Origin of the sequence: Campylobacter showae (genome assembly GCF_900573985.1) — a bacterium.
Lineage (GTDB): Bacteria > Campylobacterota > Campylobacteria > Campylobacterales > Campylobacteraceae > Campylobacter_A > Campylobacter_A showae_E.
The window spans coordinates 1,166,435-1,184,145 of record NZ_UWOK01000001.1 but is presented as its reverse complement, the minus strand read 5'-3'; the positions used below and the strand labels follow the sequence as shown (position 1 = coordinate 1,184,145).

16 protein-coding genes, 2 tRNA genes and 2 rRNA genes are annotated in these 17,711 nt (G+C 45.0%); 15 read left to right on the top strand and 5 right to left on the bottom strand.

The features are described from left to right. Positions 1 to 136 precede the first annotated feature (136 nt). The gene (locus EE116_RS05965) at positions 137 to 1,009 is read right to left on the bottom strand and encodes a LysR family transcriptional regulator (protein ID WP_122873650.1); all 873 of its coding nucleotides are present in this window, start codon (positions 1,007 to 1,009) and stop codon (positions 137 to 139) included. 164 nt (positions 1,010 to 1,173) lie between these two features. Here EE116_RS05965 and EE116_RS05960 point away from each other — a divergent pair, with 164 nt between their 5' ends. The 15 genes from EE116_RS05960 to EE116_RS05895 are packed head-to-tail and all read left to right on the top strand — an operon-like array spanning position 1,174 to position 12,833. Then, positions 1,174 to 3,258 carry an ATP-dependent helicase gene (locus EE116_RS05960; RefSeq protein ID WP_122873649.1) on the top strand — a complete coding sequence of 695 codons (2,085 nt, stop codon included), beginning with the start codon at positions 1,174 to 1,176 and terminating at the stop codon, positions 3,256 to 3,258. A gap of 1 nt (position 3,259) precedes the next feature. Beyond that, complete coding sequence (locus EE116_RS12455; RefSeq protein WP_163028035.1) at positions 3,260 to 3,397, top strand: hypothetical protein; 138 nt, start codon at positions 3,260 to 3,262, stop codon at positions 3,395 to 3,397. Beyond that, entirely contained in the window at positions 3,394 to 4,215 is an 822-nt protein-coding gene (gene truB / locus EE116_RS05955) for a tRNA pseudouridine(55) synthase TruB (RefSeq protein WP_122873648.1), read from the top strand. The genes EE116_RS12455 and truB overlap by 4 nt, the downstream gene beginning before the upstream one ends. Beyond that, positions 4,209 to 4,439, top strand: coding sequence for a carbon storage regulator CsrA (gene csrA / locus EE116_RS05950; protein WP_002946591.1), 231 nt, complete (start codon positions 4,209 to 4,211; stop codon positions 4,437 to 4,439). The genes truB and csrA overlap by 7 nt, the downstream gene beginning before the upstream one ends. Next, positions 4,439 to 5,182 carry a 4-(cytidine 5'-diphospho)-2-C-methyl-D-erythritol kinase gene (locus EE116_RS05945; protein WP_122873647.1) on the top strand — a complete coding sequence of 248 codons (744 nt, stop codon included), beginning with the start codon at positions 4,439 to 4,441 and terminating at the stop codon, positions 5,180 to 5,182. The genes csrA and EE116_RS05945 overlap by 1 nt, the downstream gene beginning before the upstream one ends. A 10-nt stretch (positions 5,183 to 5,192) precedes the next feature. After that, positions 5,193 to 5,648: an SsrA-binding protein SmpB gene (gene smpB, locus EE116_RS05940; protein WP_002946587.1), complete on the top strand. Its 456-nt coding sequence runs from the start codon at positions 5,193 to 5,195 to the stop codon at positions 5,646 to 5,648. A 9-nt stretch (positions 5,649 to 5,657) separates the two neighbouring features. Then, positions 5,658 to 5,870, top strand: a complete 213-nt coding sequence (locus EE116_RS05935) for a tautomerase family protein (protein ID WP_122873646.1) — start codon at positions 5,658 to 5,660, stop codon at positions 5,868 to 5,870. 1 nt (position 5,871) lies between these two features. After that, entirely contained in the window at positions 5,872 to 6,486 is a 615-nt protein-coding gene (locus EE116_RS05930) for a TlpA family protein disulfide reductase (protein ID WP_122873645.1), read from the top strand. Continuing rightward, on the top strand, positions 6,476 to 6,787 hold the full coding sequence (locus EE116_RS05925; protein WP_122873644.1) for an ATP-dependent Clp protease adaptor ClpS: 312 nt from the start codon (positions 6,476 to 6,478) through the stop codon (positions 6,785 to 6,787). Before EE116_RS05930 ends, EE116_RS05925 begins: the two co-directional genes overlap by 11 nt. 43 nt (positions 6,788 to 6,830) lie before the next feature. After that, positions 6,831 to 8,996, top strand: a complete 2,166-nt coding sequence (locus EE116_RS05920) for an AAA family ATPase (protein WP_122873643.1) — start codon at positions 6,831 to 6,833, stop codon at positions 8,994 to 8,996. Positions 8,997 to 9,014: 18 nt separating this feature from the next. Beyond that, positions 9,015 to 9,674: a leucyl/phenylalanyl-tRNA--protein transferase gene (aat, locus tag EE116_RS05915; RefSeq protein ID WP_122873642.1), complete on the top strand. Its 660-nt coding sequence runs from the start codon at positions 9,015 to 9,017 to the stop codon at positions 9,672 to 9,674. Positions 9,675 to 9,729: 55 nt separating this feature from the next. Beyond that, positions 9,730 to 10,167 carry a flagellar basal body rod protein FlgB gene (flgB, locus tag EE116_RS05910; RefSeq protein WP_122873641.1) on the top strand — a complete coding sequence of 146 codons (438 nt, stop codon included), beginning with the start codon at positions 9,730 to 9,732 and terminating at the stop codon, positions 10,165 to 10,167. A 9-nt stretch (positions 10,168 to 10,176) separates the two neighbouring features. Next, complete coding sequence (flgC, locus tag EE116_RS05905; RefSeq protein ID WP_122873640.1) at positions 10,177 to 10,674, top strand: flagellar basal body rod protein FlgC; 498 nt, start codon at positions 10,177 to 10,179, stop codon at positions 10,672 to 10,674. A 5-nt stretch (positions 10,675 to 10,679) separates the two neighbouring features. After that, positions 10,680 to 10,982: a flagellar hook-basal body complex protein FliE gene (gene fliE, locus EE116_RS05900; RefSeq protein ID WP_122873639.1), complete on the top strand. Its 303-nt coding sequence runs from the start codon at positions 10,680 to 10,682 to the stop codon at positions 10,980 to 10,982. Between the two features lie 3 nt (positions 10,983 to 10,985). Next, positions 10,986 to 12,833, top strand: coding sequence for a penicillin-binding transpeptidase domain-containing protein (locus tag EE116_RS05895; protein ID WP_122873638.1), 1,848 nt, complete (start codon positions 10,986 to 10,988; stop codon positions 12,831 to 12,833). Positions 12,834 to 13,752: 919 nt separating this feature from the next. Here the strand turns inward: EE116_RS05895 and rrf are convergent. The 4 genes from rrf to EE116_RS05875 all read right to left on the bottom strand — a co-directional run bounded on the left by rrf (position 13,753) and on the right by EE116_RS05875 (position 17,596). Continuing rightward, positions 13,753 to 13,871, bottom strand: a 5S ribosomal RNA gene (gene rrf, locus EE116_RS05890). A gap of 169 nt (positions 13,872 to 14,040) precedes the next feature. After that, positions 14,041 to 16,946, bottom strand: a 23S ribosomal RNA gene (locus EE116_RS05885). Positions 16,947 to 17,431: 485 nt separating this feature from the next. Then, positions 17,432 to 17,507: transfer RNA gene (locus tag EE116_RS05880), tRNA-Ala, on the bottom strand. A 12-nt stretch (positions 17,508 to 17,519) separates the two neighbouring features. Continuing rightward, a tRNA-Ile gene (locus tag EE116_RS05875) sits at positions 17,520 to 17,596 on the bottom strand. Positions 17,597 to 17,711 lie beyond the last annotated feature (115 nt).

Sequence of the window (17,711 nt, the reverse complement as noted above, 5' to 3'; positions counted from 1 at the left end):
AAGTTATAAAATCGTCAAACCAAGATCATCTCCAGGTTCGGCAAGGATATTTTGCGCCAAATTTTCGCAAGAGTATTTAAATTTACGCGCCGAAAAGGCTAAATTTAGCCAAATTTGACACTTTCTCTAAAGCAGATTAAAAATTAAAACTAGTCTTAATCTTTAAAAATTTATGCAACGCTTCCTCGTTTTCTTTTAACGCGGCGGCATAAACCGAGCGAGTGAGCTTAAATTTAGAGATGTTTATCTCAAACAACCTGCCGTTTTTTAGCTCGTTTTCGATCAAAAATCTCGGTAAAAACGCCACGTACGTATCGGCATGGTTTGACGCCAACGCGCGGCAGACCATTATCGAGCCGTCTAGCGAATACGCCACGTCAAGCGCATGTGCGTCCACGCCGTGCTTATGCAAGATATCATCCAGATAAGTTCGCGTCCTATCTTTGATAAATTTAAACTTAATAAGCTCCTCTGGCTTCACGCTTTCGGCGATTTTTTTATTAGAGACCAAAATCAGCTCGTAGTCGAATAGTTTTTTAACGAGCAAGCTGCTATCAAGCGATTGCTCAAGGATAATAGCGATGTCGCTGCGGCGGTCTTTTAGGTAGTTTATGAGCTCGTTTTGCTCTTTTATCCTGATATCTAGCTCGCTGCCTACGCTTTGCGAGATTTTATCCAGCAGTATAGAGATGACCGCCTCAGCGATGAGCTGCGTGGTAGCGATGACTAGCGGCACTTTATCGGTTTTTATGCGCGCCAGCTCGTCTTTAAAGCGAAACATCGCGCTCTCAAACTGAGTACAGAGTTTATAAAATTTCTCGCCCTCGTGAGTTAGGACGATGCCGTTTTTCTTACGCATTATTAGCGTGGTTTGTAGCATCTCCTCGAGCTTTTTCATCTGGAGAGTAACTGCTGGCTGCGAGATGCCCAGCGCCCTTGAGGCTTTTGAGAAGCTTCTTTCTTTCACTATCTCCATAAAGGTATAAAATTTACTAAAATCATTGATCATATCGGGCTCCTTATTATTATATCAGCTTATAAAATCATATTTTTAATATTGTATTGATTTATATCTAAAAACGCTCTTAATCAGACCCAAATTTAAATCAGCGGCGATTTTTAAGCTTATTTTGTTAGAATTTAATCATTTTAATAAATAAAGCAGGAATTTTAATGCCCGATTTACTAGACGAACTAAACGAAAGCCAGCGCGAGGCCGCCTCGCATACGGACGGAGCGATGCTGATTTTAGCCGGGGCCGGCAGCGGTAAAACCAAAACCATCACCACTCGCCTAGCCTATCTCATAAGCGAGCTAGGTATCCCGCCTTCAAATACCCTAACGCTAACCTTCACCAACAAAGCCGCAAGTGAAATGCGAACCCGTGCGCTAAAAATGCTAGGCGACGCAGGTAAAAATTTCACTCCGCTACTTTGCACTTTCCACAAATTCGGGCTTTTGTTTTTAAAATTTTACATCGACCGTCTAAAGCGCAAAAACAACTTCGTTATCATCGACACGGACGATAAAAAGCGGATTTTAAAAGGCTTTGAGGGCGATATTCCAACCTCGGTGCTAGCTAGCGAGATCTCAAATTTTAAAAACTCGCTTCTAAGCGTAGAAGAGGTGCTAAATCACGGCGGTATGTTTGCAAACGGGCATAATTTCAAAGACGGCTACCACGCAAAGCTAGCGAACATCTACAAACTCTACGAAGAGTATCTAGCCGCAAATAACCTCGTGGATTTTGACGACCTGCTTTGCCTTAGCTATAAAATTTTAGACGAGGATGAAGCTCTAGCGCGCGAGATCTCGCACAGGTACGCCTACGTTATGGTGGACGAATATCAAGACACCAACGACTTACAGTATAAGCTCCTGCGCAAACTCTGCTGCACGCACGAAAATATCGCTGTCGTGGGCGATGATGATCAGAGTATCTACGGCTGGCGCGGCGCAAGAATCGAAAATATATTAAATTTTAAAGACCAGTTTAAAGACGTCAAGGTCATAAGGCTAGAGCAAAACTACCGCTCGACGAGTCAAATTTTACGCGCGGCAAACGAGCTCATCGACCATAACAGAAACCGCCTAGGTAAAGAGCTAAAAAGCACCAAAGAAGGCGGCGAGGACGTCGCGCTAATGGAATCAGACGACGAAACGATGGAGAGTCTAAAGGTAGCCAAACGCATCAAAAAGCTGCTTGATAGCGGCGCGCAGGCTAGCGATATCGCGATCTTGTACCGCATAAACGCCCTCTCCCGCTCGCTCGAAGAAGGCCTAACCAAAGAAAAAATCCCGTATAAAATGGTCGGCGGAGTTAAATTCTACGAGCGCGCCGAGGTCAAAGACGTCATCAGCTACCTAAGACTGGTCGCAAACGAGAACGACGACTTCTCGCTAAAGCGCGTCATTAACCGTCCAAAGCGCGGTCTTGGCAAGGTAAGCCTCGCAAAGATCGAAAAGATTGCCTTCGAGCATAAATTTTCGCTATTTGAAGCGATATCTAGCCTGGACGAAAACGACAAGGATCTAAGCAAAAAGATCGTCTCAAGCCTGGGCGAATTTGCGGCAAATTTAAGAGAGCTAAAAGAGTGCGACTCGCCGTACGAGCTAGTGGATAAACTAGAAGCGAAATTCGGCATCAAAAAATACTACGAGAGCCTACCCGACGGCTCCGAGCGCGTGGCGAACATTGACGAGTTTTACGCTACGATCAAGGATCAAATCAAGCAAAATCCAAGCTTTTCTATCGAGGAGTTTTTAAACGAGATCGCGCTACAAAGCGAGCAGGATAACATCGGCGGCGAGGCGATCTCGATCATGAGTATCCACGCGAGCAAAGGGCTTGAGTTTGAGCATCTTTTCGTGATCGGGCTTGAAGAGGGATTTTTCCCGCTTCTAGGAGAGGGTAGCGACATCGAGGAGGAGCGACGCCTAGCCTACGTCGCCATCACCCGTGCCAAAAAAACCCTGACGCTAAGCTTTGTAAATTCGCGCTTTTATAAGGGCCAGCGAACGAGGCTGGAAAAGAGCAGATTTTTAAGCGAAGCAGGCGTTTGCAGCGGCAGCCTCATCATCCAAACGCAAACTCAAACCGCAGGCGAATACAAAAAAGGTGACCTCGTCAAGCACAAAATTTTCGGTATCGGGCGCGTGACGGCGGTAACAAAGATTAAAAAAGAGCTAAAGCTAACGATAAATTTCGGCGGAATCAGCCGCGAGATAATGTCTAGCTTCGTCGAAAAAGCGGTGTAAAATGGGTAAATTTGAGGCTAGTCGTGCCAAATTCAGCGTTAAATTTGATCAAATTTATGTGCTCAAATTTGACGCTCGCGGCTCAAATTTAAAAAACGCCGCAAATTTAGCTCAGACTCCAAAGGTCAAATTTAAATGAACGCGCTTTTTGTCGCAAATAAGCCAGCAGGCATAAGCTCAAATCATTTTTTAAGCAGGCTAAAGCGCAAATACGGCGTCAAAAAAGCTGGCTTTTCGGGCACGCTTGATCCCTTTGCCAGCGGCTGCCTGATCGTGGCTCTAGGCAATCACACGCGGCTTTTTAACTACATAGATAAAACGCCCAAAATCTACGAAGCGACTATGTGGCTAGGAGCCGTAAGCGCTAGCCTAGATAACGAAAATATCGAGGAGATCACGCTTTGTCCGCCGTTAAATTTAGCCGACATAAAAGCGGCGCTAAGCGAACTAAAAGGCGAGATCGCCTACGTACCGCCCAAATTTAGCGCCAAGCACGTGGGCGGCAAGCGTGCGTATGAACTAGCAAGAGCGGGCGAGGAGTTTGAACTAAAAAGCCAAACAATGAGCGTTTTTGACGTAAATTTGACTGCGTATATGCATCCGTTTTTGAGCTTTCGCATTAGCGTTAGCGAGGGCTCGTACGTGCGCTCGTACGCTCAAATTTTAGCCGAAAAGCTTGGCGCGAGAGCCACTCTAAGCGCGCTAAAACGCGTGAGCGAGGGTAAATTTGTTTACGAAAACGAGCGATTTTTAAATCCGCTTGATTTTATCTCATTGCCGCGAAACAAATATCTTGGCGACCCCGCAGACGTAATGCTGGGCAAAAAACTGAGCGTAGAAAAGCTAAAATTTGGCGCCGAAGGGCTATATTTAATAAACTTTGATGATTTTTTTAGTATCATTGAAATCAAAGACGAAACCGTAACATATAAACTAAATAAGGTCGAAAAATGCTAATACTCGCAAGAAAAGAAGACGAAAGCATAATGCTGGGAAACGATATCAAAATCACGGTCGTAGGCATCTCAAAAGGCGGCGTAAAAATCGGCATCGACGCGCCTAAAAATATGATGATCCTGCGCTCTGAGCTAGTAGAAGACGTAGCGGCGGAAAACAAACAGGCCCTAAACGGCGCGGGCGAAGCGAGCCTAAAAGAGCTGAGCGATAAAATCGTAAAATAATGAAAAGCTACTCGAAAATCAACTCCTTTTTAAAGATCGTCGGCACTCGCGGCAACTACCACGAGATCGTCTCTCGCTTTATTTTAAGGCGCGAAATTTACGATGAAATTTTCTTTGAAAAATCTAGCGGCTTCGCACTTGAGTGCGATAACGAAAATATCGAAAATAATATCGTTTTAAAGGCCAAATTTGAGCTAGAAAAAGCGGGCTTTAAAAACGAGCTAAATGAGTTTTTCGCCTCGCATAAAATCGTGATAAAAAAGCAAATCCCTTTAGGCGCGGGTCTAGGCGGAGGCAGCTCAAACGCGGCTACGTTTTTAAAGATGGCGAACGAGGAGTTAAATTTAAAACTAACTCGCGAAAATTTGATGAAAATAGGCGCAAATATCGGCGCGGACGTGGCATTTTTCGCTAGCGATTTCAATGCGGCAAACGTCGGCGGTATCGGCGAGATAATAAGCGATTTTGACGACGAAGTGCCAGAGGTAGAAATTTTAACGCCGAGCGTATTTTGCTCGACGCCTGCGGTTTACGGCGAATTTAGGGCAAATTTTATGGATAGCATCGACGTAAATCTAGCGGCAAAAATGCGCGAGATGGCGACGGCGCAGCTACTGGAGCGGTACGAAAATCGCAAGCTAAACGATCTTTTTGCGCCGTGCTTTAAAATTTATCCGCAGATGGATAAATTTAAAGATTTTTTCCTAAGCGGTAGCGGCGCGAGCGTGTTTTTCTTAAAATAAAAGGTAAAAAATGGGTAAGGATTTAGCCAAAAATAAAAAGGCGCTGTTTGACTTTAGCATCATCGAGACCTTCGAGGCGGGCATCGTGCTAAAAGGCAGCGAGGTAAAGGCTCTACGGGCGGGCCGCGCAAACCTAAAGGATAGCTTCGCGCGCGTGATAAAGGGCGAACTGTTTTTGCTAAACGCGCACATCAGCCACCTAAACACGACGCACTCGGCGTTTCGCCCGGACGAAAGGGCTCCTAGAAAGCTGCTGATGCACCGCAAGCAGATAGATAAAATTTTCGGCCAAGTCACGCAAGAGGGTCTCACGCTAGTCGTTTTAGCGCTCTATCTAAACGATAAAAACATCGTAAAGGCGCGGGTTGCGCTAGCAAAAGGTAAAAATTTGCACGATAAGCGCGAGACGATAAAACGCAAAGAAGCCGACAAAGAAGCGCGCGCGGCGATGAAAAAATACGCTTAAGGAAAACCGATGCCCTACGTAAATATAAAAATCACAAAAGAAAAAGAAGTAGTAAGCGCCGAGCAAAAGCGCGCGATAATAGCGGGCGTAACGAAACTGCTGGGCGATACGCTAAAGCGCGACGCGAGCAGAACAGTCGTCGTGATAGAGGAAGTCAGCACCGACGACTACGGATTTGGCGGCGAAAGCATAACCGAGCTAAGATCAAAACAAGGAAAATAATATGAAAAAAAACATAAAGGCGATTTTGGCGGCTTTGGTCTGCGCGATATTTTTAGCAGGCTGCGGCGAGGATGAGACGGCGAAAGCCCCCGTAAAAATAGAGGGCTATAAAACAGGCGAGGAGATCGCGCTAAAGAGCGTGTTTGGCAAAGATCTCACGCTAAAGCGCGTCGAGGGAGGCTTTGTGATCAAGGGCGACGAGGATAAAATTTTGATGTTTGATATATTCGGCACGTTTTGTCCGCCGTGTCAAAAAGAAGCTCCCGATCTCACCAAATTTCAGATCGACAATCTAAACGACTTTACGATCGTGGGGCTAACGCACTTTGAAAACGTCACGAACGAGTACGTCGTGGAAAATTTCGCGCAAAAATACAACGCCTTTTACTTTATCTCAAACGATATAAAGACAAACGACAAGCTTTCGGCGCAAATTTTAGAGGATATAAAATACGAGCGGCTTGAGAGCGTGCCGATAAAAATGGTGCTAAAAGGCGGCGTATATCAGGAGCTAACCGACGTAGATAGCGGGAAATTCGGCGTGAAATACTACCTAGGCGGCATCCATCTAGACGCGATGACGAAGGATTTTGAAAGAATAAAAAATGCCCGCTAAAACCGCCACCGAGCGGGAGCACGGCATAGACGTAAAGGAAAAACCTGAATTTCCGCGCAAATTTAAGGTTATTTTACTAAACGACGACGTTACGAGTATGGATTTCGTCGTGAGCGTGTTGGTTGAGATTTTTCACCACACAGCCCAAAGCGCGGCAACCGTGATGTTAAAAATCCACAACGAAGGCAGCGGGGTGGCGGGCGTCTATACTAAAGAGATCGCCCAAACAAAACAAAACCAAACGCTAAAAGCCGCAGCCGCCGCGGGCTACCCGCTAAAAGCTGTCGTCGAGGAAGAATAGCCCGCAAAAACGGGCGCGCAAAAGGCGCAAAGAGGAGGAAATGATGTTTGACTCGGATTTAAGCTATCTTTTGGAAAAGGCCGGGCAGTTTGCCTACTCGAATTTTCACGAGTATCTAACCAGCGAGCACGTGCTTTTCGTGCTGGTAAATTTAAACGAAGAGACTAGAGATATCCTAGCAGAAGCTGGACTCACCGACGTCGAGGGACTAAAAAGCGATCTAAAAAACTATCTACTGCAAACCAACGAGCAGGTGCCGCACCACAAACAGCCGCGCATGACGGTGCTTTTGGAACAAATTTTTAAAGAGCTAAACACAGAGCTAAAAGATAAAAACGTCGGCATCAGGGATTTGCTATTTAAAATCGCGGCCAGAGGCGACACGTACGGGGCTAAAATTTTAGAATTTTACGACGTCGATCCGCAAAAGATAAAACAACACGCAAAAGACGACAAGCAGTCTCGCGCTAAAAGCTTCCAAAACCTCGCCAAATACTCGTCAAATTTAACCAAACTAGCCGCCGAGGGCAAAATAGACCCGATCATCGGGCGAGAAAACGAGCTAGCAAGGCTAATGCAAACGCTAAGCCGCCGAAAGAAAAATAATCCTATCCTAGTGGGCGAAGCGGGCGTTGGCAAAACAGCCGTAGTCGAGGGGCTCGCGCTAAAAATCGCAAGCGGCGAAGTGCCGCAACGGCTAAAACAGGCGCAAATTTTCGCACTAGACATCGGCGCGATGATAGCTGGCACGAAGTATCGCGGCGACTTTGAAAAACGTCTAAAAGACGTGATGGACGAGGTGGCCGAGCAAGAAGACGCGATAGTCTTTATCGATGAAATCCACACTATCGTGGGCGCGGGAGCCACGAACGGCGGCGGGCTTGATATGTCAAATTTACTAAAACCGGCTCTCGCAAACGGCTCGCTTCGCTGCATCGGAGCGACGACGTATGCGGAGTATCGCAGCTTTTTTGAAAAAGAAAAAGCCCTCTCGCGCAGATTTGCTAAAATCGACGTCGTAGAGCCTAGCACAGACGAGAGCGTCGAGATCCTAAAAGGACTTCGCGCCAAATACGAGAGCTTTCACGGCGTCAAATTTAGCGACGAAATTTTAGCCAAAAGCGTGGAGCTAGCCAAAAAATACTTAAACGATAGATTTTTGCCAGATAGCGCCATCGATCTTATCGACGAGGTCGGCGCAGCTCTAGCCCTGCAAAACAAAAGCAAAACCGTAAAAATGTCCGATCTAAGCGCGGTTTTAAGCAAGATGGCAAATATCCCGGATACAAATCTAAAATCTGACGCCGCGGCAAATTTGAAAAACCTAGCCCAGAGGTTAAAGTCTGAAATTTTCGGTCAAGACGATGCCGTCGATACGCTAGTGGCGGCAATCAAGCGCTCCTATGCGGGGCTAAAGCAGCCAAACGCACCCGTTGGAGTGTTTTTATTTACAGGCTCAAGCGGCGTAGGCAAAAGCGAGCTAAGCGCGGCTCTAGCGCGAAATTTGGGCGTGCACTTCGAGCGGTTTGATATGAGCGAATATATGGAGAAACACAGCGTCTCGCGTCTCATCGGCGCGCCTCCGGGATATGTAGGTTTTGAAGAGGGCGGCATACTCACAAACACCGTTAAAAAGCACCCTTATAGCGTGATTTTATTTGACGAGATCGAAAAGGCCAGCGACGAGATGATAAACGTCTTTTTGCAAATTTTTGACGGCGCTAGCCTCACCGATAACACGGGCGCAAAGAGCGATTTTCGCAACGCCGTCATCATAATGAGCTCAAATTTGGGCTCAAAAGAAGCTCCGACGCTGGGCTTTAGCAAAGACGAAAGCGGTAAAGCGGACTCGGCGGTAAAGGGTTTTTTTAGCCCCGAGTTTCGCAACCGAATCGATAAAATCGTGCATTTTAACGACCTTAGCAAGAACGCGCTAAGCCTCATCGCGCAAAAGATCATCAACGAGATAAACTCAAGCCTAGCCGAGAAAAAAGTTGTCCTAAAAGCCTCCGCCGAAGCTAAAAAGTACCTATGGCAAAAGGGCTATAGCAAGGAATTCGGCGCGCGAAATCTAAAACGCCTAGTGCAAGACGAGATCTCGACCAAGCTTAGCGACGAGATACTTTTCGGCGCGCTAAAAAACGGCGGCGTCGCAAATATCGGGCTAAAAAACGGCGAGCTGGCGTTTAAATTTGAAGCTTTAAAATAAGCGGTCGCGGGGTCAAATTTGGAAAAAATTTATAACTTTCCCGACCCCGCAAACGCCCCTGCAAACTCCCCTTTAGCCGTCGGCGGCGATCTAAGCGCCGATGCTCTTTTGCAAGCTTACGACAAAGGCATTTTCCCGTGGTTTTTGCCCGGTGAGCCCATATACTGGTGGTCGCCAGATCCCCGTGCGGTGCTGATTCCAGGTGAAGTGCGCGTGCAAAAAAGCATAAAATCCGCGCTTAAAAAATTTGAAGTGCGGTTTGATTACGACTTTGAAAATTTCCTAAAAATCTGCAAAAGCGAGCGCGAAAAACGCGAACCCACGTGGCTATCGGGAGACATCGTGCGCGCCTACGTAAATTTGCACCGCCTGGGCATATCGCATAGCGTAGAGGTATACGAAGACGGCGAGCTAGCGGGTGGGCTTTACGGGCAAATTTTTGGCAAGGTTTTTTGCGGCGAAAGTATGATTAGTCTAAAAACCGGCGCGTCAAAAGTCGCCCTCATCGCGCTTTGCCGCGCTTTAGAGCCGTTTGATTTTCTCATCGACTGCCAGGTTATGAACGATCATCTAAAATTTATGGGCGCAAAGGCGATAAGGCGAAGCGAGTTTTTAGCCAAATTTAACGAGCTAAAAAATCAGCCTAGCGGCTTTGGCGAATTTAAAAATTTACTCTAGTTTTGGAACGTCTTTTGCTTATTATCTCGCAAAATTTAGAGAAAAAGGCAGGAAAATGTTCGCAGGCATCCAAACCTCAAAATCAAAACCGCTCGTAGAAAGCGCGCTGGCAAGCAGAAATTTACGCCAGCAGATGATTTCTAGCAACATAGCAAACATCGATACGCCTTTTTACAAAGCCCGCGACATCGCGTTTGAAGCGGCTCTGTCGCAAACGGCGCAAGAAATCTACGGCAAAGACGAAAATAAAATTTTAAAACTCGCGCAAACGGACGGCGCGCATTTTCCTCGCGTGGATTTTCCGGCATCAAACGGGGCAACGATATTTTTACGCGACGGGCATATGGCGCGAAACGACGCAAACACCGTCGATCTAGACGTCGAGACGACCGAGCTTAGCAAAAACGCGATAATGATAACCGCGCTTGATCGCGCCATGAGGCAAAGCGGCCAGATATTTAAAAACGTGGTTGATGCCAGCAGCAAAATTTAAGGATAGATTATGAGTAATTATTTAAACGACTTTGATATCAGCGGATACGGACTAAGCGCACAGCGCTTTAGGATGAACGTCATTAGCTCCAACATCGCCAACGCAAACACCGTGCGAACGGCGGAAGGCGGTCCGTATAGACGCCGCGAGGTGATATTTAAGGCGGTTGATTTTGATAGCGTACTAAACGACGAAGTGGCAAAAAAACACAACTTGCTCGAATACGAAAATCCGCTAGACGATAAATTCTATACAAAAGACGCAAAACCTGCTATAATGAGCGTCGTAGTTGACAAGATAGTGCGCGACGACAAGGATTTTAAGCTAAAATACGATCCGTCTCACCCCGACGCCGACGCGAGGGGCTACGTAGCGTACCCAAACATCAATCCCGTCATCGAAATGGCGGATCTGATCGAAGCTACGCGCGCCTATCAGGCAAACGTTTCGGCATTTCAATCGGCTAAAACGATCGCTCAAAGCGCGTTAGAATTATTACAAGGTTAAATTTTATGACAAACATAGATAAAATCGGCTCGGTTGCTTCGCCGTTTGAAAAAAAAGAAGCAAATACTCTGCAAAATCAAAAAGGCGAGCTAAATTTCGGCGACGTGCTAGATAGCTCGCTAAAAGAGCTAAACGAGATACAAATCAACGCAGACAAAGCCATCGCCGATCTAGCAACGGGCGAGGTAAAAGACCTGCACCAAGCCGCTATCGCTATTGGCAAGGCCGACACGTCGATGAAGCTTATGCTAGAGATCCGCAATAAGGCTCTAAGCGCGTATAAAGAAATCTCAAGAACGCAAATTTAACCCTTGAATCAGCGAAAATCAAAAACAATCGCTTTATTTGCGTTTATTTTATTTTTTATCTGCATATTTTTGGCAGTTATCTTTTACCGCGCAAATATCGAAAGACGCCTGCCAAAACTGGAAACCAGCGACATAAACACAGCCCTACGCGGCAACATCATCACAAAGGACGGATTTAGCATCACCGGTAGCCAAAAGCTCTACAAAGTGATGATAGATACTAGAAATATCGACCCCGATAAAAAAGATTTATTTATCAAGCTTTACTGCATATATAGCGGCGACGATATCAAGCGCGTAACTAAAATCATCAACAGCCAAAAAGGCGCCGTTACGCTATCCTATAAGATCGACGCCAAGGGTGCGGCCTATCTGCAAGAGCTATCAAAAAAGCTGTATAGAAAAAAAATCTTTATCCCGTATGAAGACCCAAACACCGGAGCTGCGATACTGCGTAATATGAGCATAATAGAAAGCGGCGAAAGCAGACAATACGTTGCCGCCGACGCACTCACGCCGATGATAGGCTACGTAAAAAAGGTCGAAAAAGACGGCATCACCAAAACAGAGGGCGTAAAAGGCGTAGAAAAAGCCTACGAATACTACATCTCCTCGATCCAAGACGCCAAACTGCTAGGCCCGAAAGACATCGGAAACAACATCATCCTTACGAGCGATTCAAATTTGGCCAACCGCGTGGACGGATACGATATCATCCTAAACGCCTCGCTTAAATTTCAAACCAGACTAGAGCAAATCATCGATGAAAAGAAAGAATTTCTAAACGCAAAAGAGATAATCGTAGGCGTCATGGACTCAAAAACGGGCGGTCTGCTAGCACTTGCCAGCACCTCTAGATATAGCCCCTCAAACATCAGAAAACAAGACTACAAGTCGCTAAACTCCTCGGCAACGGAGTACGCATACGAGGTCGGCTCGGTTTTTAAACCGTTTATTTTTGCCCTCCTTTTAGCAAACGACAAAATCAATCCGCTCGAGCGCATAAACACCTACAACGGCGTCTATCAACTAGGAAAACGCACGATAAAAGATACGCACCCAGAGCCCTTCCTCACAGCCGAAGACATCATCGTATATAGCTCAAATATCGGCATGATACAAATCGCCCAGCGCCTAGACGGTTCCCAAATTTATTCAGGCCTTCTAAATTTCGGCTTCACGCAAAAAACAGGCATCGATATGCCATACGAACAGATCGGAAATATGCCGCCGGTAGCCAAGCTAAATTCGCAAATTTACAAGGCCACGATCAGCTACGGATACGGCTTGCAAGCGACTTTTATCCAGCTTCTAAAGGCGTATAACGTATTTAATAATAAAGGCGTAATGGTGACGCCAAAAGTCGTGGACTCGCTCTATAAAGACGGCAAATTTTTCGTCGTAAACGACCCAAAGCCAGTCGAAGCCATAAGCCAAGAAGCAGCCGAAAGAATGAAGCGCATCCTAATAAAAACCGTCGAGATCGGCACCGGCAAAAGAGCAAAGGTGGAAGGTCTAGAAATCGGCGGAAAAACAGGTACCGCACACATAGCCACGACCGGGGGCTACGCAAATACCTACAATGGCTCGTTTTTCGGATTTGTCAACGACTCGCAGGGCAATAGCTATACGATCGGGGTTTTAGCCAGAGAACCAAAAAAACCGTATTATTATTTCGGCGCCCAAAGCGCGCTACCGACCTTTAGAGCAGCCGTAGAGCTAATGGTAGAAGAGGGATTTTTAAAGCCCGATGAAAATTTGACCGCGCCTGAGCAAGCCGCGCCGCCAGCAGAAAATACAGAGAAAAAAACCACAAACTCAAATTCTAAAAGCAAGCAAAAAAAGAATTAACTCTCAATCACCCATATACAATATTAAATTAGACTTAACGGAACTTAATTTAAATATAAGAAGTATTAAGTTGCTATGAAAAACATGAAAACCAAGTGTATAATCCGTTCAAGAATTTCTAAGCTAAATTTATAGAAATCTTATAGCATTTTTATCTGATATAGAAGCTCTAAAATAGCATAATTTTCCAAAGTCTCAGAAAAACAGTCAATAAAATAAGCAAATTGAGAAACTTTAACAGTATCGGTATTAGTTCACCAACAGAGTAGCTCATGACTATTTGGTATAAACTTTGCCGTCCATTTTAAACATACCGTTCCGATTGGAGTAATGAGTTAGTAAAAGCGGCTTTCCCAATCTCAAAGCAAAGCTTCTAGGCGGGCTTGGAAATCTCACCGCAAGATTTACTTATTTTTTACTTCTAAAAGTTTTTAACTTATCTTGAGTCTAAAAAGCATAAAACCTAGCTTAACACACCCAAGTTGGATACTCAGCCAACTACACTAAAAGCTCTCTATGGAATAAAGGCAAAAATGCTAAACAAAAATAAGATAATGGTTTGAGCTATTAATTATAGTTTCTTAATAAAATCCCAGACAATGCAATCCACCCAAACATATTTCATAAGACATAAAAACAAAAACAGACTAATGTGATACATACCCTAAAACAATTCAAAAAAGAATATGATTGAAGCAATTCGAAAGACATAACGTAAGAAATAAAATATAAATTTAAAAAGTCAAAAACAAATATCCAAAAACAAATTATAAAGCCAAGATAGAGATACAAAAACCAGTTAAAATAAAAAACCAAAAAACAAATTTGTAAAAATATACAATATATTACAAGAGAACTAAATCAAAGAATAAAGAATGTAATGTAAAAAGTATAAAGGAATAAAAGCATAAAAAAACAAAGCCCGCAACGACCTACTTTCCCGACATCCCAGTAAGGGAGAGTATCATCAGCCAGGACGAGCTTAGCTTCTTGGTTCGAGATGGAGCAAGGCGTTTCCTCGTCTGTATAGTCACGGGCAGTGTTAAAGAAATAAACTATATTAATTTACTTCTTTAACACTGCTATTTAATTGTTAAAAATCAAATCTCATTTTAACTAAAACAAGATCTTGATAAGGTATAGATTAGATATTTTATTTCGAATTTTCGAAATAAAATTACCCTTAACAAGGAAGTGATGCTTATTAAAAGATAAGCAGACGAGCTATTAGTACTGGTCAGCTAAAGGACTTTCATCCATTACACACCCAGCCTATCAAACTTATAGTCTATAAGAGCTCTTAAAAGAAGATTCATCTTGGAGTTGGCTTCCTGCTTAGATGCTTTCAGCGGTTATCACATCCCGACATAGCTACCCAGCGCTACCCTTGGCAGGATAACTGGTACACCAGTGGTCGGTTCAACCCGGTCCTCTCGTACTAGGGTCAACTCTCCTCAATCTTCTTGCGCCCACGGCAGATAGGGACCGAACTGTCTCACGACGTTCTGAACCCAGCTCGCGTACCGCTTTAAATGGCGAACAGCCATACCCTTGGGACCTGCTCCAGCCCCAGGATGCGATGAGCCGACATCGAGGTGCCAAACCTCCCCGTCGATGTGAGCTCTTGGGGGAGATCAGCCTGTTATCCCCGGGGTACCTTTTATCCTTTGAGCGATGGCCCTTCCACACAGAACCACCGGATCACTAAGACCGACTTTCGTCCCTGCTTGACGTGTATGTCTCGCAGTTAAGCTGGCTTTTGCCTTTATACTCTGCGAACGATTTCCAACCGTTCTGAGCCAACCTTTGTAAGCCTCCGTTACATTTTGGGAGGCGACCGCCCCAGTCAAACTACCCACCAGACATTGTCCTACTTGAGGATAACTCAAGCTAGTTAGCTATCAGAATAAAAAAGAGTGGTATCTCAACAACGGCTCACCATAAACTGGCGTCTATGGATCAAAGCCTCCCACCTATCCTGCACATTTTTATCCCAATAGCAGTGTCAAGCTGTAGTAAAGGTCCACGGGGTCTTTCCGTCTTGCCGCGGGTAGGAGGAATTTTCACCTCCACTACAATTTCACTGGATCCCTCTTCGAGACAGCTCCCATCTCGTTACGCCATTCATGCAGGTCGATATTTAATCGACAAGGAATTTCGCTACCTTAGGACCGTTATAGTTACGGCCGCCGTTTACTCGGGCTTCGATCAAACGCTTCGCAGAGCTAACGTCATCAATTAACCTTCGAGCACCGGGCAGGCGTCACACCCTATACATCCTCTTACGAGTTAGCAGAGTGCTGTGTTTTTGGTAAACAGTCGGGAGGGACTCTTTGTTGTAACCTTCAATGCTTACGGAGTAAATCCTTCACAAAGTTAGGCACACCTTATACCGAAGATACGGTGCTATTTTGCAGAGTTCCTTGAAGAGAGTTCTTCCACGCGCCTTAGAATACTCATCCCACCCACCTGTGTCGGTTTACGGTACGGGCAACTATAACTAAACTTAGAAACTTTTCTTGGCTCGACAGTATCAGCAATTCGCTATCCATTCCGAAGAACTTCAAACGCCTGTGGGGTCTCGGCTTAAAAAGATCCGGATTTGCCTGGATCTTAACCTACACCTTTCGACTAGCACTACCATCCGCTAGCTTGCTTAACTCTAAGCGTCCTTCCATCGCACATTATAGTTGGCATTGGAATATTAACCAATTTTCCATCGCATACCCCTTTCGGACTTTGCTTAGGACCCGGCTAACCCTACGATGACGAGCATCGCGTAGGAAACCTTGGGTTTACGGCGTTGGGGATTCTCACCCCAATTATCGCTACTCATGCCTGCATGCTCACTTGCATTCGCTCCAGCGCTCCTTACCGGTACACCTTCGACGCTGAATGCAACGCTCTCCTACCACTTAGTAAAACTAAGTCTAAAGCTTCGGTACTCATTTTAGCCCCGTTATATTTTCCGCGCAGAATCACTAGACCAGTGAGCTATTACGCTTTCTTTAAAGGATGGCTGCTTCTAAGCCAACCTCCTGGTTGTTTAAGTAACTCCACATCGTTTTCCACTTAAATGAGATTTAGGGACCTTAGCTGTTAGTCTGGGTTGTTCCCCTCTCGACGACGGATTTTATCACTCGCCGCCTGACTGCCATGATTACACACTAGGTATTCGGAGTTTGATAGGGTTTGGTACATTGGTGTATGCCCTAGCCCATTCAGTGCTCTACCCCCCAGTGTTACTACATGACGCTATACCTAAATATATTTCGGAGAGAACCAGCTATCACGATGTTTGATTGACCTTTCACCCCTATCCACAAGTCATCCCAAGGCTTTTCAACGCCAGCGGGTTGGGTCCTCCACCGGCTCTTACACCGGCTTCAACCTGCTCATGGATAGATCACATCGTTTCGGGTCTGCAGCATCTGACTAAACGCCCTATTAAGACTCGCTTTCGCTACGGCTCCGGGTTTCCTTAACCTCGCCAGACACCACAACTCGCAGGCTCATTATGCAAAAGGCAGTCCATAACACGTCATAAAGAATCGTGCTCTGAATGATTGTAAGTAAATGGTTTCAGGTTCTATTTCACTCTGATCACCTCAGTTCTTTTCACCTTTCCCTCACGGTACTTGTGCGCTATCGGTCTAGTAGTAGTATTTAGGGTTGGATCGTGGTCGACCCGGCTTCAGACAGAATATCACGTGTTCCGCCCTACTCAGGATACTGCTAAGTAAAACAAAGCTTTCATATACGGGAGTATCACCCTCTATGCTTAATCTTTCCAGATTATTCTATTAGCTAAGTTTAGTCTATATCGCAGTCCTACAACCCCGTTAGTAAACTAACGGTTTGCCCTCTTACGCGTTCGCTCGCCGCTACTAGCGTAATCTCTTTTGATTTCTTTTCCTGAGGGTACTAAGATGTTTCAATTCCCCTCGTTCGCTCCATATTAGGTAGTTAAGCTCACGCTTAACTGGGTTGCCCCATTCAGAAATTCCCGGATCAAAGCCCCTTGACGGCTCCCCGAGACTTATCGCAGCCTGGCACGTCTTTCATCGCCTCTACTAGCCAAGGCATCCACCACTTACTCTTAGTAGCTTACCTTTTATTAGTATATAATATATTCTAATTCGCATCACTTCCTTGTTAAAGGTAACTCATAAATTTAAGATTTCATAACTAAGCCTCAAATTTAAGATCTATTACTAAATTTAAATCTCTAGCTTTTAAGACGGAAAGCATTGACTAATATCTAGGTAAGTTTTAAATCCTGTGATATCTTGTGACGTCAAACTTCTGCATTAAGCAAATAAGCAAGATCTTTAAATCTTTAACAAGTCCTGTAAAATTGTTTTATTTATTAAAACTTGATTGTGACTTTTAACAATGATAAACTAAATAACGTTTAGACTTCGCAGACTAGCAAAGCTAGTCTTTGCGACCAAGGGCTAAAAAGCCCTTTGGAAACCCCTAAAGCACACCGCTTCTTTCGAAAGCGCCGTAAAAATAAAGAGTCTATTTCGACAAAGTCTAAACTAAATATTTAATAAAAATACTTAGTTTAGACTTTTTTGATGTTAAACTAATCATGGTGGAGAATAGCGGGATCGAACCGCTGACCTCCTGCGTGCAAAGCAGGCGCTCTCCCAGCTGAGCTAATTCCCCAATTAAATTCTCTGGTGGGCCTAACAAGACTTGAACTTGTGACCTCACCCTTATCAGGGGTGCACTCTAACCAGCTGAGCTATAGGCCCCTATAGGTTTGCGTCAATCTTTCAAAACTAAACAAGGTCGATTGAGTAGATTATCTATAGCGATAACCTAAATTTTCCTTTGACGAATATCTTGTGAGAGAATATTCGTTGTACT